Genomic DNA, 24,853 nt, shown 5'->3' with positions numbered 1-24,853 from the left:
AATCAGCAGCGATCCAGATTCCATGGGAAAGGGATCGAAAATCTGAGTGGGTTAAAGCATTTCCCATGCCAGATCGCGACTTGCCGGGTGTGCCGGGCCCCGGAAATCCGTATAAACTCCAAACCCGGTCCAGGAACGGAAAAAACATGTCCGACAAGCTCAAACGCACGCTCGAAAAAGGGCGCAAGGCCTTCAATCAGAGGAACTACGAGGCCGCCGGCCGTCTGTTCGAGGAGGTGGTCACCGCCCGGGCCGATGCCCACGAGGGCTGGTTTGGCCTGGGTGAAGTCGCCATGGCCATCGGCCAGATGGATACCGCGGTCCAGTTCCTCGAGCACGCGGTTCAGCTCCAGCCCGATGTCGCCAGGTATCAGCAGCGTCTGGGCGAACTCTACGGCCGTATCGGCCTGCACAAGGAGGGCGTGGCCGTGCTGCTCCAGGCCCGTCGCCGGGCCCCTAAGGACGTGGGGATCATGTGCAGCCTGAGTGGCGCCTATGTGGCGGCGGGTGAATGGCACCAGGCCAAGGCGGTCTTGCAGGAAGTGGTGGCCCAGCCCGGGCCCAGGTCTGCCCACTACTGCCTGCTAGGTCTTGCTGCCCAGCAACTGGGAGAGCTGGAGGAGGCCATGCAGGCCTTCAGGAAGGCTACCGTGCTGGATCCCCGCTATCCGGATGCCTGGCTTTCCCTGGGGCACCTCTATCTGCAGAAAGGCATGCTCGATGAGGTGGAGAAGTGCCTGAAGAAGCTTTTCGATCTGGTTCCGCAGCTGGCTACCACCCTGAATCTGGCTGGTGACCTGGCCCTGAGGCGCTGCAATTTCAAGGAAGCGGCAAATTTTTTCCGTGCCGGGCTGAGCAAAACGGCAGATTCTGCAGAGCTGCAGGCCAAGCTGGGCCTGGCCCTGGTCCAGAGCGGCGACGCCCTGGAGGCGGTGGAGGCCATGGAACGGGCCCATGCCATGGGGGTGGCCGAGGACTGGATTCTCGAACACCTGGGCTTGATGTTCACCACCAAGGGGCAGCTGGACGTGGCCCAGGAGAACCTGGAAATGGCGGTGGCGCGCCAGCCGGACAACCTGAATGCCTGGAACACCCTGATCGTCGTCTATACCAAGCAGGGGGAAAGCGACAAGGCCCGGCAGGTGGCAGAGACCATCCTGGCCAAAAACCCTTTGCATATCAATGCCCGGCTCAACCTGGGCAGCTGGTATTCGGACCAGGCCCGTTCGGAAGAGGCCTTGCGTGAATTCCGCCGGGTGCTCGAAATCGATCCGGAGCGGCTGATCGCCTATACCAATTCCCTCTGGGCCATGGTGCACTCCACGGAGTCGAGCTCAGCCGACATCGTTGAGGTGGCCAAGGCTTTCGACCGTAACCTCTGCCAGCGGCACCGGCGCCAGGATGATTTTGCAGACCGGGACCGGAATCCCGGGCGCCGTCTGCGCATCGGCTGGCTGACCTCCGACATGCGTAACCACCCGGTGGCCGCCTTCGTGGTCCCTTTCCTTGAATACCTGGATCGGCAGCAGGTGGAGTCCACCATCTATTACAACGCCATGGCGACGGATTCGGTCACCGACATGGCACGGGCCCGGGTGGAGCGCTGGCGCGACGTGATTGCCCTGGGCGATGACTCCCTGGCCGACCTGATCCGGGCTGATGAAGTGGATATCCTGGTGGATCTGAACGGCAACACCGAAGGTAACCGGCTGCTGGCCATGGCGCGCAAACCGGCCCCCATCCAGGTGACCTGGCTGGGTTTTCCAGGGACCAGTGGCATGTCGGTCATGGATTACATCTTCATCCCTCCGGACCCGGTACTGGAACAGGGGGCCTGGTGTACCGAAACCCCCTGGCCCCTGCCGGATTGCTACGGGGTGCGCACCATGATTCCCGATGTGGCGATCCAGCCCGGCCTGCCCTGCGAGCGTTTGCAGCGGCCCTTCACCTTTGCCTGTCTGAACAATTTCCGCAAGGTGAGCCAGGGCGCCATCCGGCTCTGGAGCCGGATTCTGCAGCGGGTGCCGGAATCGCGCCTGATCCTGGTGGCCCGGGGGGGGCGTGACGGTACCCTGATCCGCTATATCGAGAGCCAGTTCGAGCAGTACGGGATCGCCCCGGAGCGGCTCGACATCCGCGGCATCATGAGCACCCAGGTTTACTTCGACAGCTACAACGAGGCAGACCTGTGCCTGGACCCCTTCCCCTTCAACGGAGGGACGACAGGGTATGACTCCATCTGGATGGGGGTGCCCTTCATCACCTGGCCGGGGGACATGCTGGTATCGCGCATGGGCAAACCCATCCTCGAGAACGTGGGCCTGGGGGAACTGGTGGTGGACAGTGAAGCCGCCTACGAAGACCTGGCCGTGGCGCTGGCCGGGGACCGGGAGCGGCTGAAATCCCTGCGGGCCGGGCTGCGGCAGCGCATGCTGGCCAGCCCCTTGATGGATGCACCGCGCATGGCCGGGGGGCTGGAACAGGCCTTCAGGAGCATGTGGCAACGCTGGTGCCAGCACCCCGTCGGACCGGCCTGAAAAAAGATGCCGGGGGCAGCGCGGCGCGCATCCCCGGCAAGCTACGGGACGAGGTCGGCGGCAACAGGTCCAGGCGCCGCTCTACAGCCCTGCAGGCCGGTTCATGGCAAGGGTGGCCCGGCGTAGCAAGTCGGGCTGCCAGGCCTGCAGCAGGGCCTGATGTTCCCGGAACAGGGCGCCCCGTCCGGGAGACTCGCCCTTGATGGCTTCCGGGGCGGTGTGACCCAGCTGCTGCACATGTTTCAGGACGAAACGCTCGGCGTACTGGAGGTGCTGGTACCCGAAATTTCCGGCCGATTCATGGATGATGGGAATGTCGCAACAGACGCCCAGCCGATAGCCGGCGAGATAGGCGCAGTAGCTGAAATCCAGGTCATAAAGGTGAAAGCCGTCAAAACTGGCGGCATCGAATCCGATCGCCAGGGCGGCGGTCCGGGTGGCTGCCATGCAGAAGCCGTCGATGGCCTGGATGTTGCGGGCTACCGGCCAGTCATGTACGCCATACACATTCAGGGAAAGATGGGGGTTCCCCGGTTTGCCGTGGGCGACCACGCCGTGCAAGTGGGGCTGGCCGGCGCCGAACCAGGTGGCGGTGATGAGCTTGTCGGTGCCGACGAAACCCAGCAGGTCCAGGTGTTCCAGACGCTGGGCCAGCTTGTCGGCGAAGCCGGGATCAAGGATCAGGATGTCATCGTGGGAAAAGATCAGGATGTCGCCGGTGGCTTGGGCGATACCCCGGTTATAGGCCTCGGCGAGGGAGGCTGCATCGTGTATGCCGATGATTTCATGGGGATAGCCGGACAGCAGATGGGTGTAGCACTCGCAGATACGGGCGAACTTGAGGGCCTCGATGCTGCAGACGATGACGGAGAAGCGGGGACTGGCGTTCATGGTGGGCCTCATGGAGCGGGGCTGGGGGCCGGAACGGCCTGCATCAGGTCTGCCATGGTGGCGGCAAACCCCCGGGCGAAGGCGGCAGGATCATCCAGGCCTGCGGCGCGCAGGTGTGCCCGGAGGCTGGGATCGGGGGCCTGGGGCAGGCGGCTTGCCAGCTCTACGTAGCGGGCCGCCGAGTCGGCGATCCAGGCTGAGGCGTCGGCGCAATGGAGCAGGGCGGCCGGACGATGGGACCAAGGCAGGCTGGCCGCCAGGGCCACGAAGGGGCGGCCCATCCAGAGGCAGGTGCTCAAGGCCTGGTCCCCGGCATCCACGGGCGGCGCCAGACCCAGCTGGACCTCCTGCCAGTACTGGCAGAGCGCTTCCCGGGTATGGGCGTGGACGAAGCGCAGGCGCGAGGCGGCAACGCCGGCCTGGGTAAATTGCCGGGTAATGTAGGCCCGGGCACTGTCGCCCAGGTCCCTCAGATTCAGGAGTAACTGGCTGTCCGGGCTGGCCTGCAGGACTTCTGCGAACAGGCGCCAGCCTTCCGGCCCGATCCTGACGGCCGGGGTCAGGCAGCCCAGGGTAGGTGTGCCGGGGGCCGGGGTGATGGGCAGTTCAGGCAGCTCGTAGCACTCGCCCAGTCCCGGCAGGATGATGCCGGGAAGCATGGCCTGGTCGGCCAGTAGTTCCCCCTGCAGGGGCAGGCAGTCCGGCGCCAGGGCCGGCATCGGCGCCTCGCCCCAGAGCAGTTTCACCCCGGCTTGGGCCTGCACGAACAGGGACAGGCGGTCGGCGGGGCCGTAGCTGTCCAGGTCGATGAGGATGTCGGCAGGATTGGCGTTGAGGCGTTCCAGGGCGGTGCTGTCGTCCTGGTCGTGGATGACCAGGGTGTGATCGGCCACCAGGGAGCAGGCCTGGGCGAAATGGCTGAGTCCGGCCTTGGGATCGTTGATGATCAAGGTGGTGACGAACTGCTCGGGTGGCAGGTGGTTGAGCAGGGCCTTGAGGCGCCCCTGCTGTTCTTCCCGGGCCAGGTCGCTCGTCAGGAACGCGATCTTCCAGGGTTGGGCCGTCTTGATGGGCAGCGCGGATGCCTCGCCCAACTCGGGAAGCTGGCTGGCCAAGCGTGCCTGGGCTGCCCCGAGGGCTTCCACCAGGCGTTCGCCACTAGCATCGAAGCGGGACAGGCAGCGCACGGCCAGGAGGTCATCGGCGATCCCGTTGGAGTAGCGCAGGCAGGCCTGGGAAAACTCGGCAATATTGCCTTGTTCCGCCAGTATTTCCAGCAAGGTGGTCTGGATGTGGGCCTGGGCAGAGGAGGACATCTGGGCGGCGCCTTTCAGGAGGGCCAGGGCCGTATCGCTCTGTTGGGTCAGGTGCAGGCTCCGGGCCAGGGCCGGGTAGGCCGAGAGCATGTCCGGCTGGAGGTGCACGGCTTCCTCCAGGTATTCGGCGGCCAGTCCAGGCTGGCCTGCCTTCAGGAAGCTCTCCCCCAGGGCCGCCTTGAGGTCGGCCCGGTCTGGGGCGATTTCCATAGCCCTGTCCATGAACTCCCGGGCTTCCTGGGCCAGCCCCTGGGCGGCACAGATGAAGGCCAGGTAGGCGGGCGGCAGGGGGCTTTCCGGCAGGGCGTCCAGGAGCGGCGCCAGAGCGTTCATGGCGGGTTCGATCTCGTTGTTGTGGAAGGCGTTGACGGCCTCCTGGAGCTGGTATTCCGGTGTCTGCTGGCGCTCGGCCTGAATCCGGGCGGCGGCCTGGGTTTTCTCGATGAAGTTCTCGATCTGCAGCCAGGCCTGGGTGTCTATCCTCTGGAAATACTCAGCTGCCCGGACGGGATCCACCTCCGGCGGCTTGATCTTGCCGATCTCCGATTCCTTGATGCGGAAGATGGGATTCTTCTCCCATTGGAATTCGTCCAGGTAGGGCGTGTCGATCAGGGCCACCGGGCAGCCGCAAGCCAGCGCTTCGAGCACCAGGCTGGAGGGCTCGTAACAGTAGAAGGCTTCAGAAGCCCGCAGGATTCCAGCGATTTCCTGGGGCGAGCGGGGGATGTGCAGGCACAGGCTGGTTCCGTTCTGCATGAGCGTGGGGCTGATTTCCCGCCCCAGCCGGAAATACTTGTTGGCGTAGTAACAGATCCCCTGGCGTTCGGATGGCGCGTCCCTGTCGTTGAAAATCCTCCGGTCGATGATGGGGATGTTGAGTTTGTCCGCAACGATGCTGGGGTCAATCATCCACTCATCCCAATAGAAAAGGATCTCGTCCTTGCCGTAGGATGTTCCGCCCCCCAGGTGGCCGGGCTTGTTCAGGATCCAGCGGGCCACCACGGGAAGGCCGAGCATGTTGCCATGGGCCACTTCCGGGTAGACCCCAATGGGGACGCAGCCGGCGGCCTTGTGCCGTTTGATGACCTCCTGGGTCAGCTCCGGCGTCCTGAGATGCGGGCTGGTGCCACCAGGCTCGGTGGCGATGTAGGCCTCATGGCCGGATTCGTTCAGGGCGTGGCAGAAGTAATGCAGGGCACGCACCCCCCCGGAATTCTGCCGGAAGGCAGGCGAGGCGATGTAGTAGGGGTGGCGGGTGCGTTCAAAGAAGCTTTTGGGTCGGGAAGACATGGTGTCGGGCCTGTGTGGGTGTCCGGTCTGAACCAGCATTAGTTGCTGACGGGCATGGGGGGCTGGTGCGGGCAACACTCCTGATCCAGAGCCAGGTCTTTCCAAGACAGGGTTTTGGCGTCCTTGTTCAGGCTGTGAATGAACTCATGCAGGTAGGCATCCTGGTCCCGCTCGGAGCTGAGGATGACGTAATCGACGGCCTTGCCCTGGGATGCCAGCCATTCAGGGGGGCGGATGGGGGTGCCGAGCATCGTCTGGTCCTGGCGGGTGATGTTGGAATCGATGCAGCACAGGACATTCAGGTTGTGTGCCCTGGCTTCGTTGATGAGCAGGGCCGACACCAGGGCGCTGCCCAGGATGACGATGTTCGAGTGTGCCGGGAGGGCAGCGAGCAGGTTGCCCCCGGCCTGCAGCATGCGGGCCCAATGGAACAGGGCATGGGTTGCCGTCGGATGTTCCTCTCCCGGTGCTGCGAGGGCCCGGAAGATTTCATCTCCGTATTTCCTTGTTTGTGAAAGGAAAATCCGTAGGGGCAGTAATGGAGGCGCTGCTTCGCTGTTCCGCTCCAGCGCACCGCAGGCCTTGTCGAACAGCTTCTTGAGTTTGGCACGCGCTGCGGGGGTCGGCTGTGGTGCGGTGGTGTGGATGATTTCGTGCTGGGCCGCGAAGCGGGCGATGTGGCTATCCAGCAAGGGGGCCACCTGTTCCCGCTCAGGCAGCTTGCCGGCAAAGCGGCGCAGGGTCTTGTAGGTGTTGACGATGCCGAGGGAGAGGTGGGTGCGGTTCGAATCCTGGGCCCCGTGCTTGCGATACTTGAGCAGTGGTTCGTTCAGGAAGGCCACGGGGCCGAAGGTGTTCATCAGGGCGGGAATCAACACGTCGTCACCGCCATGGGTCTTGGGCAGCCGTTTGCCCAGTTCCTGGTCGTAATACAGCCTGTCCATCTGCCGCTGCGGATACCTTTCCCTGGCGAACATCATGGTGCTGGGGAGGGGCCACAGGTTTTCCGAGGGGAAGCGGGCGATGAATTCACCGCGGCCATAAATCCTGTCGTGGCCCGGTGGAGTGAAATATTCCTGGATGGTGTTGCCGTCCTGATCGATGGTGCTGGTGTTCGTCCATACGGCAGTCATGCCCGGATGGGCGTCCATGATGGCCATCTGTTTGGCGAGCATGGTCGGCTGCATCACGTCGTCGTCATGGGTGATGATGATGCGTTTCCCGCGGGCAATCTTGAGGGCGGAGATTCCGTTGAACAGCACTTCCAGCCCCGGGGGGTTGCGTACGTAGCGGATACGCCGGTCGTGGATGCCGAGTACTACTGCGGGGGTGTCGTCGGTGCTGCCGTTGTCCAGGATGAGGAATTCGAAATCCCGGTAGGTCTGGGCCAGGATGCCCTCCATGGCCTCCCGCAGGTAGTGGGAGCGGTTGTAGGTCAGCAGGGCGACAGTGAGGGGGATGAGCACGTCATGCCTTTCGGATCATGGTCAAACGCAACTTTCCTGCTGCCACCGGAGCAGGGCTGTTCCGGCCGGAAGCAGGGCGCAGCTGACAGGGCAGGCCGAGCAGCCAGGGGCAGCAGCGGGCTTCATGGCGCACAGGCCAGTAGGGGCAGGGTGACACCCAGTTGCTCGATGGGCTCGCACCGGTATCCATGGCGGCTGAGGGCGTCAATGCACTGGCGGTTCGTCAGCACGCCGTTTACCAGATGGGTTTCGATGATGATCCTGGGCCGGAATCTCCGGAAGAAGCTGTCGTCATCGAAGATCAGGGCTTCCGCGCCTTCAATGTCGCATTTGACGAAGTCGACCCGGGATACACCGAAGTCATCGGCCAGTTTGCTCAGGGTGTAAGACCTGACCAGCGCCCGGGAGCCGCGCTCAGTGCCGATGATTTCGGTGGCGGAGGCGCCCATGTTCCCATCACTGGAAAAATCCAGTCCCTCACAATGGTTCCACATGGCCCCGTGCACGAGGGAAATTTCCTGATCCGTCAGTTTCCTGTAGAGGGCGAGATTCTCTCTTATCGTCTCGATGTTCCGGGTGTCTGCATCAATGGCAATCACATGGCCTGGGCGGCCAACCTTCTCCTTGAACAGGATGCTGGTGAGGCCGGAGTATGCCCCCAGGTCGAACACCGTATCCCCGGTCTGCAGGTTGGCAAAATCCTGATACTGCAGGCTGGTGACCATGGGTTCGGCCAGGGAGGTGAACTTGACCGGCATCAGGTCGAAGCCCACCACCTGGTGGTGGCGGGGCAGGGAATAGTCCACCAGGGCATAGCCGTGCCAGTCCAGGGGTTCCACGGCGCTGAAGTAATAATCGAAGGAGGTGATGATGGCGTTGATGTAGGCCCAGTGCTGGATGGCCAGCCGGACTATCCTGTCCGGATCCTTCTTGATGAAATCCAGGTAATGCCCAGTGCTCCTGATCTCGATCCCGTGTTCACCGGCCGTGTTTTGCAGCGGATGACTGAGCATGGGGTACAGGTAATCGATTTGTCTGCGCATGGGCAATCTCTAGGGGGTTATGGTGCGGGTTCAAGGGGTTGGCTGGGCCGCTGCCGCCATGCAGTTTATCCCGGGGCGCAGTCGTCCTGCCCCCGGTGCATGGCCATCGGCGTGTCGGACATTCATGCGCCCCGGTCTTCGATGAGTTTGCGCAAGGCCGGGTTTTCCGCGTAAGGGCCATCGATGTGGTGAATGGTCAGGGCCTGATCGGCCTGGAGGCTGACGGTCAGGCGTTCCCCGTTCATGACTTCGCGGCAGGACAGCTGCCCTTTCTGCAGGGGAACGGCCAGATAGAAGTCCCGTTCGAATGTTTCATTGGAGAGGACGTATCCAGCCGGCAGTTCGCGTTTGGCATAGACCCCCCGGACCAGGGCATCCAGATAGGTGATTTCCTTGGTAGAACAGATGCGCCGGCCGGAATCGCTGCCGCCGCACATGGCCCGGGCCTTGTGGTAGGCCTTGAACCAGGTGTCGACCTGTTCCGGCAGGGAGCAGTAGGGGGATACCGGAACCCCCTGGTAGTCGATGTCGATGTGCCGTTCCCAGGTGCGGGCTCCCTTGGCGTAGCTGATGTACATGGAGGCATCCCAGGAGCGGTATTCGTGGGTGGAGAAGCCGATCACATGGTCCGGGTAGCGTTGCCGGAGATAGTCGATCTGGTTCATTTCCAGATCATCGTCTTCGGATGGGTAGAGTGAGACACAGTGGTTCAGGGCCAGGGGAATGTTGCGTTTCTCGAAGAAGGCCACGATGTCGTCCAGGTTCTTTTCCGAGGCGCCGCCGGAGGAAACGATGACCGGCAGCTTCTTCGAGGCAATTTTCTCGATCAAGGGCCAGTCGGCCACGTCGGAGCTGGCGATCTTGATGATGGGCATGCCGAACTCGACGCAGAGATCGACCGAGTATTCATCGAAGGGGGTGGCCATGGGGATGATGGACAAGCGGCGGATTTCTTCCACCATGCGGGCAAAGTCGGCCTTGGAGAGGCGGGTGTCCTCGGTCTTCTTGATGTAGCGGATGTCCTGGTTGCCCTTGAAATCCTTGTGGACGAACTCGTTCACATCACGGAACTGGAGCTTGATGGCCGCCTTGACGTTGTTATAGCGGATCACGGTGCCGTGGTCGTGAATGATCTTCAACCCCCGCTCCAGGCTGCCCCAGTGGTTGTTGGCCAGTTCAAGCACGAACAGGTTCTCGAAAATCTCGTTGCGTTTTTTCAGTGAGGAATTCATATGTGGTTTCTTCAGACAGACGCCAGCTTGCGGCGAAGTTGAACTTCCGGAATGGCGTAAGCCCCCTGGCTATTCCGACCCATGCTGGTACCCGGTCGGGTTAGGCAGAAGGGCGGCATCGTTTCCATATCCCGCAGCTTGTTGATGGAGCAAGGCCGGAATGGTACATGGCTATGGCCATGATGGCGGCGCGTAGCATCGCGCCTGGCCTGGTGTCGGGAGCCCGGAGCGGGGCAGGCATGGGCCGGCCCGTTCATGCGGAAGCCCCCTCTGCGCTCACCGTGGCCTTGATCTGCGCTGCTTCCAGGCGCACCGCCTCCAGTTCGGATTGTGGAAGGAAGGGGAACATGTCGTCCAGCTCCGGGGTGGCAAATCCACCATCGGCAGTGGCCCGGGACTTGATGCGGGGCTCGAAACCCACGCCCGGGGCCACGTGGGCGGCAATCAGGAGGGGGCCGTCCTGGGCCAGCGCCTGGTCCAGGGCAGGCAGATCGGCGGGGGATGCCAGGGTGACCGCCGGCAGGCCATAGGCCGTGGCTACACGGGCAAAATCCGGGAATTCGACCCCGGATGCGGGGGTGGCCCCGATGATGCGGCCAAAGAAGTTCTCGTGGGTCTGGCGGATGGAAAGGTAGCCGCCATTGTCGATGAGCACAATGAGCAGTTTCAGCCCCAGGGTCTTCAGGGTCTGCAGTTCCTGGATGTTCATCTGCAGGCTGCCGTCTCCTGCAAAGCACACCACCCGGCGTGTCCCGGCCGCCAGTGCAGCGCCAATGGCTGCAGGCAGGTCATGGCCCATGGAAGCCGAGCCGGAGTTGCTGAACATCCTCTGCCCCGGCCGCAAACTGCCGATCTGGAAAGGCAGGATGCAGGCCGAAGCGTTGCCGCAGACGATCACGTCGTCGTCCCGCAGCTGGCTGAAAACACGATCCACCAGGGCGTAGGGATGGATTTCCGTACCTGGGGTCGGGGGGGTGAAGACCGGATACCGGGCGCGGATGGAGCGGCACCAGTCGGCCCAGGGGGTGTAGTCCGGCAGGGGGGAGCTGGCGCAGGCCTGCTTCAGGGCACCGAGGAAATCCGCTGCGTCGGCGCGGATGCGCAATCCGGCTTGTACCAGGGGTTTCTCCAGCTCGGCGGGATCGATGTCCACCTGGATGATCTGGGCATTCCTGGCGAAACTGCTCCAGTTGTAACTGACCTGGCGGATATTGAGGCGGGAGCCCAGCACCAGCACCAGGTCGGCATTCTGGGTGCAGAAATTGCCGGCCCGGGTGCCGATGGTGCCAGGGCGCCCGGCAAAGAGCGGGTGGTCGCTGGCGATCAGGTCGTGGGTCCAGGCCGTGGCCACAGGAATCCCATGCTGTTCGGCAAACTCCAGCAGGGCTGCACCGGCCCCGGCCAGCCGTACTCCGGTACCGGCGAGGATGAGCGGTCGATGGGCCTGGCAAAGCAGGGTGCGGATACGCTCGCAGTCTGCGGCCAGGGCTCCCGGGGCCGGGCGGGAGGGGGGCTCCGGGGCCGGCAGGGGAGGGCACTCCGCAGCCTGGACGTCGATGGGAATATCCAGCCAGGCGGGGCCGGGGCGCCCGCTGGTGGCCTGGTGCAAGGCTTCGGGGAGGAGCCGGGCCAGGGCAGCCGGGCTGTCTACGCTGGCGGCGAATTTGGTGACGGGTCTGGCCATCGCGATGATCGGACCTTCCTGGTCCCCCAACTGGCGCAGGCCGGGCACGGGCGTGTAGTCAAGGCAGGTTTCGCGTTTCACCTGGCCGCTCAGGACGAGCATGGGAATCGAGTCGGTGAAGGCGCCGAATACCCCGTTCAGGGCGTTGATACCCCCCGGTCCGGTGGTAACCATGACGACTGCCGGTTTGCCGGATATGCGGGCGTAGCCTTCGGCCGCCATGGCGCAGGCCTGCTCATGGTGCATGAAGGTGCAGCGCAACCGGGGATGGCTGCCGAGGGCCTGGTTCAGATACATGGCACCACCACCGGTGACAGTGAAAACCTGCTCTATGCCTTGTTCTGCCAGCCAGTCGGCAATGCGTTCGGAAAGTCTCATGTAGTTATCGGTTTGTTGGTCTGTTAATAGGGATTTCGGCTGAAAACCGCCAGGGTTTAGCAGCGAAGGTCTTCTCGCCCGCCCCCGATCCGCTGCCGGCAGCGGATCGGGGGCGGGGGCGTCAAGGGCGCCGGGCCAGCAAGCCCATGATTTCCTTGGGGCCGACGCTCAGGGTATGGCGGTCAATGCAGCGCAGGCCGGCCCGTTCCAGCAGGCAGATCAGGGCGTCGGAGCTGAAGAAGTTGATGTGCTCGTGCCAGTGATGTTTGCGTGCCGCCAGTTCGCGGCTATGGGGGAACTCGCGCATCAGGGCTTCATGGGGAACTTCCAGATACAGCAGGGTTTCCGCGCCCAGGCTGGGGAGCATGGCCTCAATGAGTTCGAGGGGGTAGGGCACATGTTCCAGCACCTGGCTGCATGCCACCAGGTCGTAATGCCGGTGTCCGAAGTCTGCCGGGTTGGCCGGCTCCGCTCCGGGAACGCAGGGCACGGCGGAGATGTCGTGGATGTGCAGGGTGGGGCTTTGTCCGAGGAAGGGGGTGTTGATGCCATTGCCCCCGCCCCAGTCGAGCACGGCGGGTTGTGCCGGCAGATGTGGTGCAAGCCATTGTTCCACCTTGGCGATGTAGGCCGCCCGGTTCTCGAAGCCGCGGGCAGCCGTGGCCCCATAGCCAGGCTCGAAGCGGTCCCGTTCCCGGGTGTAGCGTTCGTCCCGGTAGCCGGTGTAGAGGGCAGCCATCTGGGCATCGGTGAAACGGTAGTCGAGAAAAAGCAGGCCGCATTCCCGGCACTGCAGGGAATTGCACAGGGTGTAGGCCATCCCCGGGCGCAGGTCCCGGAACCCCCATTCGGGCAGTATCTCAAGGGGTTCGTGGCCGAATACCCGGTAGGCCACGAAGGGCATCAGCACGGCTGGCGCTTTCGCCAGATTCTGGCTGTTGCAGCAGATGCAGCGGCGGGCGATCAGGTCGCGCGGTTCTGGCGTGAGGGGCATGGCGGCTTCCGTCGGGGAGATTCCTTGCATGGGGCTCAGGCTCTCGGCATTAACGGGATGTTGTGCAGAACATAATCAAGCAGCTTGGTCAGGCTCTGGGAGACGGAGTCCTGCCGGGTGTCTATCGTCAGCTCGCAGGTTTCCGGTGGTTCATAGGGGGCGGAAAGACCGGTCATGTTGTTCAGGACCCCTGCATTGGCCTTTTGATACAGCCCCTTGGGGTCGCGGGCGGTGCAGGTGGCCAGGTCGGCATCCACGTGTACTTCGTGGAAGGCATGCCGGCAGGCCTGTCTGGCTTTCTGGCGGTCCGCCTTGTAGGGGGAAATGAAGGCGCAGATGCACAAGAGTCCCGCATCGGCAAAGAGGGCTGCCACCTCGCCCACGCGCCGGATGTTTTCGGTGCGCGCTTCGGGCGAAAAGCCCAGGTCCGAGTTCAGGCCGTGTCGGACATTGTCACCGTCGAGCACATAGCAGGAATAGCCCAGTTCCATGAGCTTTTGCTCCAGGGCCATGGCCAGGGTGGACTTGCCTGCCGCCGAGAGTCCCGTCAGCCAGATCACCGCGCCGGCGTGGCCATAGTGGCGCTGCCGGTCGGCGCTGCTCAATCGGTGGGATACCGCCTGGATCAGTGGTTTCATGGATTTTGCCGTTGCGAGTTGGGCTGGCTGTTGCCATCGGCCAGGTACTTGTCGAGTTTGTCCGGGTTTACGTATTTCAGGGAAACACCGGCACTCCCGGCAATGGCGCGGAAATCGGCCAGATCCCGGCGGAAGTAATCCCGCAGGAAATCCCATTCGCGGCTGTGGAAGTCGGGTCTTTCTTCCCCGTTCGCGATTTCCCCTGTGGCGTTCAGGCTGGGTACCGGCGGCAGCTTGTCGCCCGGCGCGCCGGGGCCCAGCAGATCCCGGACGAACTCGCTGCGCGCCTCTTCCGTATCCAGCCGGTCCAGGGTCAGCAGGCAGATATCGCTGGCCTTGTAGCGGGTCAGGAGATTTCTCAGGGGGTAAGTGAAGAAACCGCTGCCGAGAATGCTGAAGAAGGGAAACGAACGGCGGCTGAGGAAGAAGCCGGTTTCGTAGTCGATCCGTTCCCGGAAGGACTGGCGGGAAATGTTGTCAGCCTGCTCCAGGAAGTAGCCGCGCAGGACCCCTTCCGATTTGGCAGGGGAATGCAGTTTGAAAATGTGAAAGAGGATTTCGAAGAGCAACTCCGGGTCGTCTTCATCCCGGCCGCTGAACTCGGCAATGGCGGGGGTGGTCCCCAGCAGGGTGGCAGATGCCTTGTCCCGTCGGGCGATGGTCCTGTAGAAGCTGTAGGCGCTGAAACAGCGTTCGAAATGGTTGCGCAGGCACAGGATCACCTTGGTGTTGTGTTCCGGCATCCGTGCGATGGCTCTGGGGTTGAAGGAATAGCCCACCGAGGCGTCGAGCAACACGCCCGGGGGGGCCAGACCGTGATTCACCGAGACGTCGCCGACGGCATAGGAGTAGGGCTCCTTGATGCCGGGTACCCGGTACTGGGCGAGCCGGTTGCTGACAAACCAGTCTGCCAGCGAGGTGGTGCCGCATTTTTCGATGCCGGCGATGAACAGGTTCAGTCCGAACATGGGATTCCTTCCGGGATGGCGGGGGCGCTGTTCCTTCCTCCGGCCGGCGGAGGCGTGACGCCATGGGGGCAGTCATTCTGCAATGGCATAGAGGATCGTATCGAAGGTGTTCCGGGCGTGGCAACGCAGATGAAAGCGGTATCCCAGTTCCAGGGCCTGAATCTGCTCGTAGAGCTCCCACAGATGCTCGGGACGGTGATAGACGCTGATGGCCAGGTGGGGGCGGAACTGCTGGATCAGCGTCCCGGCTCCACGCAGGGCGGCTGGCTCCTCGCCTTCGATGTCCATCTTGATGAGATTTGGCGCGAAGCCCGGCAGGGCGTCATCCAGGCGCAGGCAGACGACCGGCTCGCCTTCCGCCTCGAGCAGGTGCCCGCCAGCGCCCAGGCTGGGGTCGAAGCCGGCCAGGCGGTTTGAATCGGAGACCCCGCAGGGAAAGTGGGCGGCGCCGGCAATGTGCCTCAGGTTGCTGGTCAGCATCGCGTACTGGGCCAGATTGGGCTCGAAAGTGGCCAGCGCCTCGAAGCGGTAGCCCGCTGCTTCCAGGGCCAGGACCGTGTCTCCCGTGTAACCGCCGCAGTCGATGAAACGCAGCGCTTCCGGCCATCGGGGCAGATCCTCGGGGAAATATTGCTGCGGGTCCGGAGGGGGAAGCACGCTGGCGTCACCGTTGGTACGGAATTCGACAATGCGGTCCAGCAGTGCCTGGCTGGCGCTATCGGCAAGGCCGGCGCGCAGGGCTGTGATCCGGTCGCCGTGGCGGGCATGGAAGCGCGGGTCCACCAGCCAGTAGTGGAATATCTCGCCGTCCAGATAGTCGCGCATGAGTTCGACCATGTTGACGACTTTGCCGTAGCCCAGGGCCTGCAGTTCCCGCAGGACGGCCCCGGTGTCCACCTGGGGATTGAACAGCCCCAGGATCACGCAGGCCCGGGCCGGATCGTTGTCCCGGGCCCATGCCCCGGCGCTGCTCACGGGCAGGCCGTCCGCCTCGTGCAGGGTTGCGTCCCGGTCGAGAAACCCCTGCACGGCATGGCCCCGTTTGGCAAGGGCGCGGCGTATGCGGCGTCCGGCGAGCCCGGCGCCATAGATCAGCAGGGGGTCAGGTTGCGGAGCATGCATCGCTTTCCTCCAGTTTGATCAGAACGGCATGGCCGTTCAGGTTGTGCAGGAAGCGGAAGCCCCGCTGCTCGGCGACAAATTCGTTGACCAGCCGGGTCACCCCTTCGCAGCCGAAGAATCCGTAGTCGTCGAACACGACGACACCGCCCCGCTGCAGCCGGGGCAGGGACCAGTTCAACACATCCTTGGCGGATTCATAGGCATCCACGTCGATGTGGACCAGAGCCAGTTTTCTTTGGCCGAGCCGTTCGGCGTTCTGTTCGGGAAAGATGCCTTTGAGCACTTCCACCTGCGCCTCCACGCCACAGCGGCGCAGGAGCTCGTGCACCACTTCTTCCCCCGTGTCGGCGTGTTCCCCTCCCACATAGGCGGTATCCCGTGCCCCGGTTTTGACCACGCCGGCAAAGGTGTCGGCAAGGAAGGTGCGGCGGGAGTGGTTCTTCCCCGCCAGTGCCAGCAGGCACCCGGAGCCTCCCCGCCAGACGCCCACTTCGAGGAAGTCACCGCTCAGGTCGTCGAGTTGCCGGGCCAGGGACCAGAGCTCGTAGAGTCGATAGATATCGACCAGGGTATGGGTTTTCACCATCCCGTAGGCCGCCTGGAACTCCAGGTCATTGATCCATGGGGAATAACTGGAATAGGGCAGGACGTGGGTATGGACGATCTCGGGGGCCTGCCGGTGGTACCGGTTGGGCTGGGACCTGAGAAAGTTGAAGCTGAATCGGGTCAGCAGCTTTTTGAGCCATTTAGTCATGGTGGTGGCGGGCAGGAAAGCCTGTCAGCGGGGGACAGGTGGATGGAATCGGCTGGCGGCTGTCCCCCTTGGGGATCTGTGGCGCCTTGTGTTGGAGGTGGCTGCGGGTCTGCGGCACGCTATTGGTCCTTCCCGCAGGGGGGTACAGCAGGGCCTTCCCGTAGATGCCAGGCCAGGGTGCGCTGGATGGCGTCTGCCAGGGGGATGCGCACTTCCAGCCCCAGTTCGCTGCGGGCACGGGTGACATCGGGGACGTAGCGTGCCGGGGGCTTGCCAGGTTCCGGTGTCCGGGCGATGGAAACCTGGCGTTTCCGGCCCGGTAGGCTGGTGGCCACCTGCCGGGCCAGGTCCGCAATGCTCAGGGCCTGGTCCGAACCCACGTTGTAGGGGCGCAGGGGGGCGCCCCGGAGCAGGATGGTCAGCAGCCAGATCACCAGGTCGGCGGCATGCAGATAGGAACGCAGGGGGGTGCCATCCCCCTGGATGGCGATGTCGCGGCCCTGGAGCACGTCATTCATGAAGTTGCCGATGGCAAAGTGCTTGTCCAGGGGCAGCTGCGGACCGACAAAGGCAAAGCAGCGGGCGATTTTCACGTCCAGGCCGTGCTGTTGATGGTAAAGGGCGCACAGCAGTTCGGCGGTACGCTTGCCCTCACCATACACGGCGGTCGGGTCGGCGCAGTCGGGGGCGCCGGGATGCTGCTCCGGGACGTGGATGCGGTCCAGGGGTTGGGGGCCATAGATGGCGCCCGAACTGGTCAGCAACACCTGCCGTGCGCCGGTATGGAGCGCAAAGTCCAGGACCCGGCGGGTGCCCTGGACGATGGCGTCGAAGCTGGTCAGCGGGGCTTCCGGCTGCTCGCGGACGTAGGTTTCCGTGGCGGCGTGGATGATGTGGCGGTGAGTCTGCCCGGGAAAGTCAAAATCCCTGATGTCACCGCGCCACCAGTCCAGGGCCTCTTGTCCGGCCAGATGGGGGTGCTGTGCCAGGAAGCGCTCTGGAGTCCGGGAGAGCACCGTGGCGCGGATGTCCAGTTGCAGTTGCTGCCGGGCGTGCACGATGGATTCGAGCAGCCAGGTCCCGAAAAACCCCGTGCCGCCGGTGATGAACAGGCGTTCCCCGGCCAGGGCCGGCCACAGGCTGGCGGTGTGGGTGAGGACGTGAGCCAGGTCGGCGGCGGGCAGGGGAGGGCGAACCATGAGTGGGTGTCGGGGGCAGCGGTGTCAGAAATTGAAGAAGGTTTCCAGCTTTTCAGCGATGAATTCCAGGGCTGCCGGTTCCAGGGCGGGCTGAACGCCAATGCAGAAAGTGTCGCGCATGACCTTGTCGGTGTTGGGCAGGGTCCCGGCGCAGCGGAAGGTCCGATCCTGCATGTAGGGCTGGCGGGTGATGTTGCCGGCGAACAGCAGGCGGGTACCGATCTTGTACTGGTCCAGGTAGCGCAGCAGGTCCACCCGCGGTGTGTTGGCCTCTTCCTTGAGGGTGAGGGGGAAGCCGAACCAGGCGGGGTCGCTGCCGGGGGTGGCTTCGGGCAGCAACAGGAAATCGGCAACGCTTTCCAGGCGCTCCCGGAGAAAGCGGAAGTTTGCCTTGCGTTGCTCCACGAACCGGGGCAGCTTGCCGAGCTGGGCCAGGCCGCAGGCGGCCTGCATGTCGGTGATCTTCAGGTTGTAGCCCAGGTGGCTGTAGATGTATTTGTGGTCGTAGCCGTAAGGCAGGTCGCCCAGCTGCTGGCAGAAGCGCTTGCCGCAGGTGTTGTCCCGGCCGGGCTGGCAGAAGCAGTCGCGGCCCCAGTCCCGGAAACTCTCGGCGATCTGCTTGAGCTCGCTGTTATTGGTGAACAGCGCGCCGCCTTCGCCCATGGTGATGTGGTGGGCCGGGTAGAAGGAGATGCTGGCCAGATCCCCGAAGGTGCCTACGGGCTTGCCGCCATAGGTGGAACCCAGGGCATCACAGCAATCCTCGATCAGCCACAGTCCGTGTTTTTTGCACAGGCGGGTGACGGCTTCAAGATCGAAAGGGTTGCCCAGAGTGTGGGCCAGCATGACCGCTTTGGTCTTTGCGGTGATGGCGGCTTCGATCTGGTCCGGGTCGATGTTGTAAGTGTGCGGGTTCACGTCCACGAACACGGGGACGGCACCGAACTGCAGGATGGGGTTCACCGTGGTGGGAAAGGCTGCCGCCACGCCGATCACCTCGTCTCCGGGTTGAATGGCCCGTGCGCCGAGGCGTGGTGAGGTCAGGGTCATGAAGGCGATGAGGTTGGCCGAGGAGCCGGAATTTACCGTCAGGACGTGTCTGACCCCCAGATGGGCGGCCAGTTGTGTTTCGAACTGTTCATTGAAACGGCCGGTGGTCAGCCAGCCGTCCAGGGCAGCATCCACCATGTGCGTGATTTCGGCGGCGTCGATGAGCTTGCCTGTGGCCGGGGCCGGGGTTTCTCCCGGGACGAAGGGCCGCGGGGCAAATTTCTGGTCGGCGTAGTCGAGCACGCTGCGCCGGATACAGGCCCGGGCGATGCTGTCCAGAGCGGCGGGGGTGAGCTGGCCGAGTTTTTCGCCGATGGCGGCGGCGGGCAGATGGCTGGCCGTATCGGTCAGCACCAGGGCATTTGCCGGGCCGCCTGCGGCCAGATCCCCGGCCGAGAGAGGGAGTCCTCCGGTGGCCTCCCCTTTTTCGCTGAGGAATACGAAACGGGCGCCGCCATGGGCAAGGCTGGACAGGGCAATGGCGGTGGAGGAAGGCCGTTCGCTGGCATGGATGGCGTAGATACCGCCGATTTCCGGGGTGGGCTGCATAGAAGGGTTTTCCACAAAAGTTGCCCAAGACTACGGCAGCAACGCCGCAGTCTTGAGTGTGTCGGTATCTCAGGTGCTGCCGACCGTGAGATAGCGGGCAGGTTTGAAGTCCGCCGCTGCGAACATGTGCCTCGGGTCTACGATGATCTGCCCTGGCTGGGTGTGAGCGGGCAGGTCAGCGTATTGGGGCCAGCGCGTGGCGACGATGATGGCCTCGGCGCCGCTGATGGCCTGTTGCCAGTCGTCCTCCAGCCGGATCTGTTCTGCCAGACCAGGGTTGGCCCGGAGGAAGTGTTCTCCGGCGATCGGATCGTGGGCCGTAACCCGGGCGCCGGCTGCCAGCAGATCGTGGATCATGCCCGCAGAGGCGGATTCCCTCACGTCATCGGTGCCGGGCTTGAAGGCCAGGCCGAGGACGGTCACGGGGCGCCCTTCCAGAACGGGAAGGGCCTGCCGCAGCAGCCGGATGATTTCGCCGGGCTGTTGCGCATTTACCTCGAGCACGGCTTCGAGGATCTGCATCGGCTGGTTCAGGGTGCGTCCCTGGGTGCGCAGGGCCTGGACATCCTTGGGAAAACAGGAGCCTCCGAAGCCGCAGCCCGGTACCAGGTAATCGACAATGCCCGGGCGTACCCGCCCGGCCGGCGTCAGGGGACTCCAGCGCTTGTCGGCGGTGACGCCATGGACGACTTCGTCGAAATCTATGCCTCCCAGGCGCGAGGCGAGATTGGCGATTTCGTTGATGGCCGAGATCTGCGTGGCGAGCAGCGCATTGTTGGCGTACTTGATGAGTTCTGCCGTGCGGGTGTTCGTTTCGATTTTCTCTACCGTGTCCCAGGAGGCGTACATCTCACGCAGCCGTTGCCGCGTGGCTTCGTCCTCCGCGCCCAGCACGATGCGGTCAGGGAGGATGAAGTCATCGATGGCTTCCCCTTCGCGCAGGAATTCGGGGTTCATGCCCAGGCCCCATTGCTGCCCCAGGGGCTTGCCGGAGCTCTGTTCGATGGCGCTGCGCACGGGGCCGTCGGTGGTGCCGGGCAGCACCGTGCTCTTGACGATGACGGAGAGCGGCTGGGCTGAGTGCCGGAGGAAGCTGCCGATGGTGGTCGCTGCGCCCAGCACTTGCGAGAGGTCGATGGCGCCGTCTACGGACGGAGTGCCGACGGCGATCATGGCCACATCACTGTCGGCCAGGTGGGCGTGCAGGTCGTCGGACGCTGCGAACAGGCCCTTGGCGCGGACTTCCGTGAGCAGGCTTTCGAGTCCGCGCTCGAAGATGGTCGGTCTGCCGGCATTGAGGGACGCGATGATCTCGGGTTTCAGGTCTATGCATACGACCCGGTGTCCGCGGCTCGCCAGGCAGACGCCGGATACGAGGCCCACGTAGCCGGTCCCGATGACGGTGATCTTCATGCCCGTTGTCCTTCCGCTGCCAGGAAGCGCAGATAGCGGGAAATGCCTTCTTCGATGCCGATGGCGGGGGCGTAGCCCAGAACCTGGCGGGCCTTGGTGATGTCGGGGCTGCGCCGGTTGGGGTTGTCGGTCAGGTAGGCCGGGTCCTCGCTGGCGCGGAACTCGATCCTGCCCTGGTAGCCCAGCAGTTCCCGGGCCGTTTCCACGTAGATTTCCGCCACCCGGCGGACGCTGACTTCGGGGCGGTCCATGCCGATATTGAAGAAATCGTAGCGGCCATGCAGCAGGCACAGGAAGTAGCCGGTGATGGCGTCGGTGATGTAGCAGAAGGTGCGGGTGGGCGTGCCGTCGGAAAGCAGGATGATGTCCTCTCCTTCGAGGACGCAGCGGGCCAGGTCAGCCGGCAGGCGGCGGTCATCCAGGCGCATGCCGGGGCCGTAATTGTTGAAGGGGCGCGCCACCGTCACGGGCATTCCGAACTGGGTGCCGTAGATCCAGCACAGGGTTTCCCCGAAACGCTTGGATTCGTCATAGCAGGCCCGTGGGCCGTGGCAGGATACGTTGCCCCGATAGGTTTCCGGCGTGGGGATGGCCGCGGGATCCGGGTCGCCGTAAATTTCGCTGGACGAGAAGAACAGCAGTCCCTGGAGGGAACTGTCCCGGTAGTAGTCGAGGATGTGGCGCAGCCCCCAGATGTTTCCGTCCACCGTTTCCAGGGGATATTTGCGGTAGAAGGTGGGTGAGGCAATGGAGGCGGCGTGAATCACGAAATTGCAGGCCGCAGCTGCGGGAATGTCATCCAGCCGGTCCCGGGAAATGTCGAAGCGACGGACCTCCAGGCGTTGGGGATGTTCCCGGGCCAGCTCCTCCAGCCATGCGGGGCTGCCGACGACGAAGGTGTCCAGGGCGATGACCTTGGCGACACCCAGGGTTGCACCATAGCGCACCAGGTAATTGACGAAGTAGTAGCCCAGGAAACCGGCTGCCCCGGTGATGAGGATGGTGCTGCCGGCCAGCTTGGTCGCTGCCGGTCCCAGGTTGTGATGGATGCGTGCCAGATCGTCGGCGAGTATTGGGTTTTCCATGCGGTGGCTTTCCGTGCTCATTCCCATATTTTCCACGGCGCCCTGCCGGTGCGCCAGAGTTCTTCCAGATGGTTCTTGTCCCGCAGGGTATCCATGGGCTGCCAGAACCCCTGGTGGCTCCAGGCAACCAGCCGGCCCTGGCTGGCCAGGGTTTCCAGCGGGTATTTTTCCCAGACCGTGTGGTCTCCGTCGATGAGGTCGATCACTTCCGGATTCAGGACGAAGAAGCCCCCGTTGATCATGCCTCCGTCACCTGCCGGCTTTTCCTCGAAAGCCTGGACGTGGTCATTGTTTACCCGCAGGGCGCCAAAGCGCCCCGGGGGGGTTACGGCCGAAATGGTGGCGGAGGCCTGGTGGGCTTTGTGAAACGCGATGCTGGCACCGATATCGATGTCCGCGAGGCCGTCCCCGTAGGTGAAGCAGAAGGGCTCATCCGGATTGAGAAAGGGGCTGACCCGCTTGAGCCGGCCACCGGTCTGGGTGTGTTCGCCCGTATCCACCAGGGTCACCCGCCAGGGCTCCGCATGCCGCTCATGGACTTCCATGCGGTTGTTCTGCATGTCGAAGGTCACGTCTGAGGTGTGCAGGAAGTAGTTAGCAAAGTACTCCTTGACCACGTAGCCTTTGTAGCCCAGGCAGATGATGAAATCGTTGATGCCGTGGGCGGAATAGATCTTCAGGATGTGCCAGATGATCGGCTTGCCGCCGATTTCGATCATGGGCTTGGGCTTCAGGTGGGATTCCTCGCTGATGCGGGTTCCGAGGCCACCGGCAAGTATGACGGCTTTCATGTGCTTGGATGTGCTCCAGTGAGTTCGGGAGGATGGCCAGGGGCGTAGCCGCCAGCCTGCAGGGAAGTCCGGATGGTGTCAGGGTTTCGCTGCGGGCTCAATAGGATGATGGCCTCTTTCCGGGGTGGGGCGGGGTGTCTGGGCATGGAGCAGTCAGGGGGTGAGGGCGGCCTCAGGTGGTGATGACCTTGTTCTTGCCCGATTGCTTGGCCTGGTACATGGCTTCGTCCGCTCGCCGGGTGACCGTGCCCAGGTTGTCGTCGGGTTGCAGGGCCGTTACCCCGGCGCTGAAGGTGATCAGCACCTTGTGGTGTTCATGCATGAAGATGCGCCGCGTCAGCTCCCGCTGTACCCGGACCATGGCCGTACTGGCCTGGGCCAGGGTCGTGTCCGGGAAGATGATGATGAACTCTTCGCCGCCAAACCGGGCTACCGTGTCCTGGGGGCGGAGTGTTTCCCGGATGACGGTGGCCAGGTGTACCAGGGCATCGTCTCCGGCACTGTGGCCCAGGCTGTCGTTGAGCTTCTTGAAGTTGTCGATATCCAGCAGCGCCAGGCAGATGGGGGTCTCATGGCGCTGGGCCCGGGCCGTTTCCTTTTCGTAGATTTCTTCCAGGCCGCGGCGGTTCAGCACTCCTGTCAGCTGATCATGGCGGATCAGGTGGCTGGTCTCCGCCAGTTCCTTTTCCAGGGCCTTGATCTGGTTTTCTGCTTCCTGGACCCGCTGCCGGGTTTGCTGCAACTCGTCATGGGAGCGCAGGGCGTTGATCTGGATGTTGCGGGTTTCCTGCATGACTTCTGTCAGCACCGACTCCAGGTCGTTGATGTTGTCGGCAGCACCTATCTTGGCTGCGCATTTCTCGATCTTGTTGTGATAGTCGGAGGTGGCGCCGGCAAAGTCAGCCAGATGGTCCACGAAACCGGCCAGCATGCTCTTCAGGGCGTCCTGGGCTTCCTGCAGGCTGAGCTTTAGCTGCCCCTGCTTGAAGATGACTTCCTTGAGACGCTGTTCGGCATCATCGATGGCGCGCTGGGAAAGCGGTTTTTCCACGATTCCCCGGATGACTTCGATCTGCCCGTGCATCCACTGGTCGTCCAGCACCAGCTCGCTGATGTTCTCCACCACCAGGCGCAGGAGCTTGAGCAGGCTGGCCCGCAGTTCCACCTGGTCCTCGACCTGCAGTTCCAGTTTGAAGGCAAAACGTTTGAGCGCTCCCTGGATGTCCTGCATCTGCTTGAGTGAAAGGGCGGCGCGGATGTTCTGGGCCAGTTGCTCCGTTTCCTGGGCCAGCTTGGGCTGCTCAGCCAGCAGGGGCGCAATGCAGGATTCCAGTGCGTAGGCAAATAGCTCACGAAACTCCGGCAGCAGGTCGGAAGGCTTGGTCGGCACGCCAGGCGCGTCGTCCGGTACAGGTACTGCGTCGCTCAGGGATATCTCGTCCCCGTCGGAGGTGCTGCCTTGAGACCAGGCCCGCTGCAGGTTTTCCAGCCTCCCGAACAGCAGGCGGCTGTTGGCGCTGGAACTGTTCAAAACATGTTCCAGGGATTCGCGCTTCTTTCCCTGGGTGAGACTGCCGGATTTTGCCTCCCACTGCCGGAACAGATCCCCAATCAATTCCGCCCAGGCGAGCCGCTGAACCTCGGTCAGTGTTGCCACATGATCCGTCAGCACCTTGCGGAAGCGCCCCCAGTCCTTGTACTTGATGGCTTCATCCAGCTCCCTGCCCAGGCGAGCCTGTTCCGGAGCGATGCGGGCCACTTCATGGGCTAACTGCTTCAGCTGCTTTTCCGGGAACTCCTCGGAGGAAAAGGGCTGTCCAGCTACTTCACTATATATAACCCTGTAGTTGTCCGGTGTCGGAGGGACCCGGCGAGCGGCCAACTGGCGAAAAGCTTCACGGGCGATTTCGGTGGGATTGCTCGGGGCTGTCATGAAGCACAGGCTAAAAGTAGGGACTGACCATTGTAGGCGTATGTCTATCAATTAGGGGAGTGTCAGGGCTATAATCCGCGCCTCTCCAGGGGCCCCCGTAGCATGAAGGTCGTGCAGTTGACTTGTAATCATCAGGCGTTGGTTCGATTCCGACCGGGGGCACCAGAAAGTTGCGAGAAGTAGTTGACAGTGGATTTAGATGCTGTAGAATGCGCAGCTCGTTGCCGCTGAGCGGTTCTGGAAAAAAGTGATTAATCAATGGGTTAGCGCTTTTTCTGGGGTGTTTGGAGGTGATTTTCTGGTTGTTGAGTGGTTTTGAAGAAATTTCAAAAAATGCTTGACAACAAGAAACGGTGCTGTAGAATGCGCACCTTCGCTGAACGCGGTGCGGTAAGCGAAACAAACGAAGCGAAGCGCTTCGATGATCTTTAAAAACTTGGACAATCGATAAGTGTGGGTGCTTTGAGGTGGGTCGAAAGACCTGTTTTAGAGCAAACACACAGTTAAGAAATTAACTGTC

The 24,853-nt window shown here is 63.1% G+C and carries 18 protein-coding genes and 1 tRNA gene; 2 read left to right on the top strand and 17 right to left on the bottom strand.

Going from position 1 to position 24,853, the window contains the following annotated elements:
• The first annotated feature begins 146 nt into the window (after positions 1-146).
• Positions 147-2,537: a tetratricopeptide repeat protein gene (locus G474_RS0115810; RefSeq protein WP_026687813.1), complete on the top strand. Its 2,391-nt coding sequence runs from the start codon at positions 147-149 to the stop codon at positions 2,535-2,537.
• An 81-nt stretch (positions 2,538-2,618) separates the two neighbouring features.
• Here G474_RS0115810 and G474_RS0115805 read toward each other — a convergent pair whose 3' ends face one another.
• From G474_RS0115805 to G474_RS0115725, 17 genes are all read right to left on the bottom strand, one after another.
• Positions 2,619-3,428, bottom strand: coding sequence for a glycosyltransferase (locus tag G474_RS0115805; protein ID WP_026687812.1), 810 nt, complete (start codon positions 3,426-3,428; stop codon positions 2,619-2,621).
• 8 nt (positions 3,429-3,436) lie between these two features.
• Positions 3,437-6,034, bottom strand: coding sequence for a hypothetical protein (locus G474_RS0115800; RefSeq protein ID WP_026687811.1), 2,598 nt, complete (start codon positions 6,032-6,034; stop codon positions 3,437-3,439).
• A gap of 38 nt (positions 6,035-6,072) precedes the next feature.
• Entirely contained in the window at positions 6,073-7,500 is a 1,428-nt protein-coding gene (locus G474_RS21210; RefSeq protein ID WP_051282361.1) for a glycosyltransferase, read from the bottom strand.
• Positions 7,501-7,622: 122 nt separating this feature from the next.
• Positions 7,623-8,543 carry an FkbM family methyltransferase gene (locus G474_RS0115790; protein ID WP_026687810.1) on the bottom strand — a complete coding sequence of 307 codons (921 nt, stop codon included), beginning with the start codon at positions 8,541-8,543 and terminating at the stop codon, positions 7,623-7,625.
• A 122-nt stretch (positions 8,544-8,665) separates the two neighbouring features.
• The gene (locus G474_RS0115785; protein WP_026687809.1) at positions 8,666-9,775 is read right to left on the bottom strand and encodes an N-acetylneuraminate synthase family protein; all 1,110 of its coding nucleotides are present in this window, start codon (positions 9,773-9,775) and stop codon (positions 8,666-8,668) included.
• A gap of 253 nt (positions 9,776-10,028) precedes the next feature.
• Entirely contained in the window at positions 10,029-11,837 is a 1,809-nt protein-coding gene (locus G474_RS0115780) for a thiamine pyrophosphate-binding protein (protein ID WP_026687808.1), read from the bottom strand.
• A gap of 121 nt (positions 11,838-11,958) precedes the next feature.
• Positions 11,959-12,831, bottom strand: a complete 873-nt coding sequence (locus G474_RS0115775) for a class I SAM-dependent methyltransferase (RefSeq protein ID WP_026687807.1) — start codon at positions 12,829-12,831, stop codon at positions 11,959-11,961.
• Positions 12,832-12,866: 35 nt separating this feature from the next.
• Entirely contained in the window at positions 12,867-13,469 is a 603-nt protein-coding gene (gene cysC / locus G474_RS0115770; RefSeq protein WP_026687806.1) for an adenylyl-sulfate kinase, read from the bottom strand.
• A complete protein-coding gene (locus G474_RS23955; RefSeq protein WP_211228133.1) occupies positions 13,466-14,437 on the bottom strand; it encodes a hypothetical protein in 972 nt (323 codons plus the stop codon). The genes cysC and G474_RS23955 overlap by 4 nt, the downstream gene beginning before the upstream one ends.
• 72 nt (positions 14,438-14,509) lie before the next feature.
• Positions 14,510-15,559 (bottom strand): FkbM family methyltransferase, encoded by a 1,050-nt coding sequence (locus G474_RS0115760; RefSeq protein ID WP_026687805.1) that lies wholly within the window; start codon positions 15,557-15,559, stop codon positions 14,510-14,512.
• Positions 15,540-16,313, bottom strand: a complete 774-nt coding sequence (locus G474_RS0115755; protein ID WP_026687804.1) for a TylF/MycF/NovP-related O-methyltransferase — start codon at positions 16,311-16,313, stop codon at positions 15,540-15,542. The genes G474_RS0115760 and G474_RS0115755 overlap by 20 nt, the downstream gene beginning before the upstream one ends.
• Positions 16,314-16,432: 119 nt before the next feature.
• Positions 16,433-17,512, bottom strand: coding sequence for an NAD-dependent epimerase/dehydratase family protein (locus G474_RS21200; protein ID WP_043464847.1), 1,080 nt, complete (start codon positions 17,510-17,512; stop codon positions 16,433-16,435).
• A 24-nt stretch (positions 17,513-17,536) separates the two neighbouring features.
• Positions 17,537-19,111 carry a lipopolysaccharide biosynthesis protein RfbH gene (gene rfbH / locus G474_RS0115745; RefSeq protein WP_084513807.1) on the bottom strand — a complete coding sequence of 525 codons (1,575 nt, stop codon included), beginning with the start codon at positions 19,109-19,111 and terminating at the stop codon, positions 17,537-17,539.
• Between the two features lie 69 nt (positions 19,112-19,180).
• Complete coding sequence (locus G474_RS0115740; protein WP_026687802.1) at positions 19,181-20,524, bottom strand: UDP-glucose dehydrogenase family protein; 1,344 nt, start codon at positions 20,522-20,524, stop codon at positions 19,181-19,183.
• Entirely contained in the window at positions 20,521-21,630 is a 1,110-nt protein-coding gene (locus G474_RS0115735) for an NAD-dependent epimerase/dehydratase family protein (RefSeq protein WP_211228132.1), read from the bottom strand. Before G474_RS0115735 ends, G474_RS0115740 begins: the two co-directional genes overlap by 4 nt.
• Positions 21,627-22,400, bottom strand: a complete 774-nt coding sequence (gene rfbF / locus G474_RS0115730) for a glucose-1-phosphate cytidylyltransferase (protein WP_026687800.1) — start codon at positions 22,398-22,400, stop codon at positions 21,627-21,629. Before rfbF ends, G474_RS0115735 begins: the two co-directional genes overlap by 4 nt.
• Positions 22,401-22,572: 172 nt before the next feature.
• Positions 22,573-24,333 (bottom strand): GGDEF domain-containing protein, encoded by a 1,761-nt coding sequence (locus G474_RS0115725; RefSeq protein ID WP_026687799.1) that lies wholly within the window; start codon positions 24,331-24,333, stop codon positions 22,573-22,575.
• Positions 24,334-24,424: 91 nt separating this feature from the next.
• On the opposite strand from G474_RS0115725, the gene G474_RS0115720 reads away from it, so the two are divergent.
• Positions 24,425-24,498 (top strand) — tRNA-Thr (locus tag G474_RS0115720).
• Positions 24,499-24,853 lie beyond the last annotated feature (355 nt).

The sequence above is a fragment of the Azovibrio restrictus DSM 23866 genome, from assembly GCF_000429665.1.
GTDB classification, from domain to species: Bacteria; Pseudomonadota; Gammaproteobacteria; order Burkholderiales; family Rhodocyclaceae; genus Azovibrio; species Azovibrio restrictus.
The sequence above is the reverse complement of the archived record's forward strand: the minus strand, read 5'-3'. Positions and strand labels throughout refer to the sequence as shown.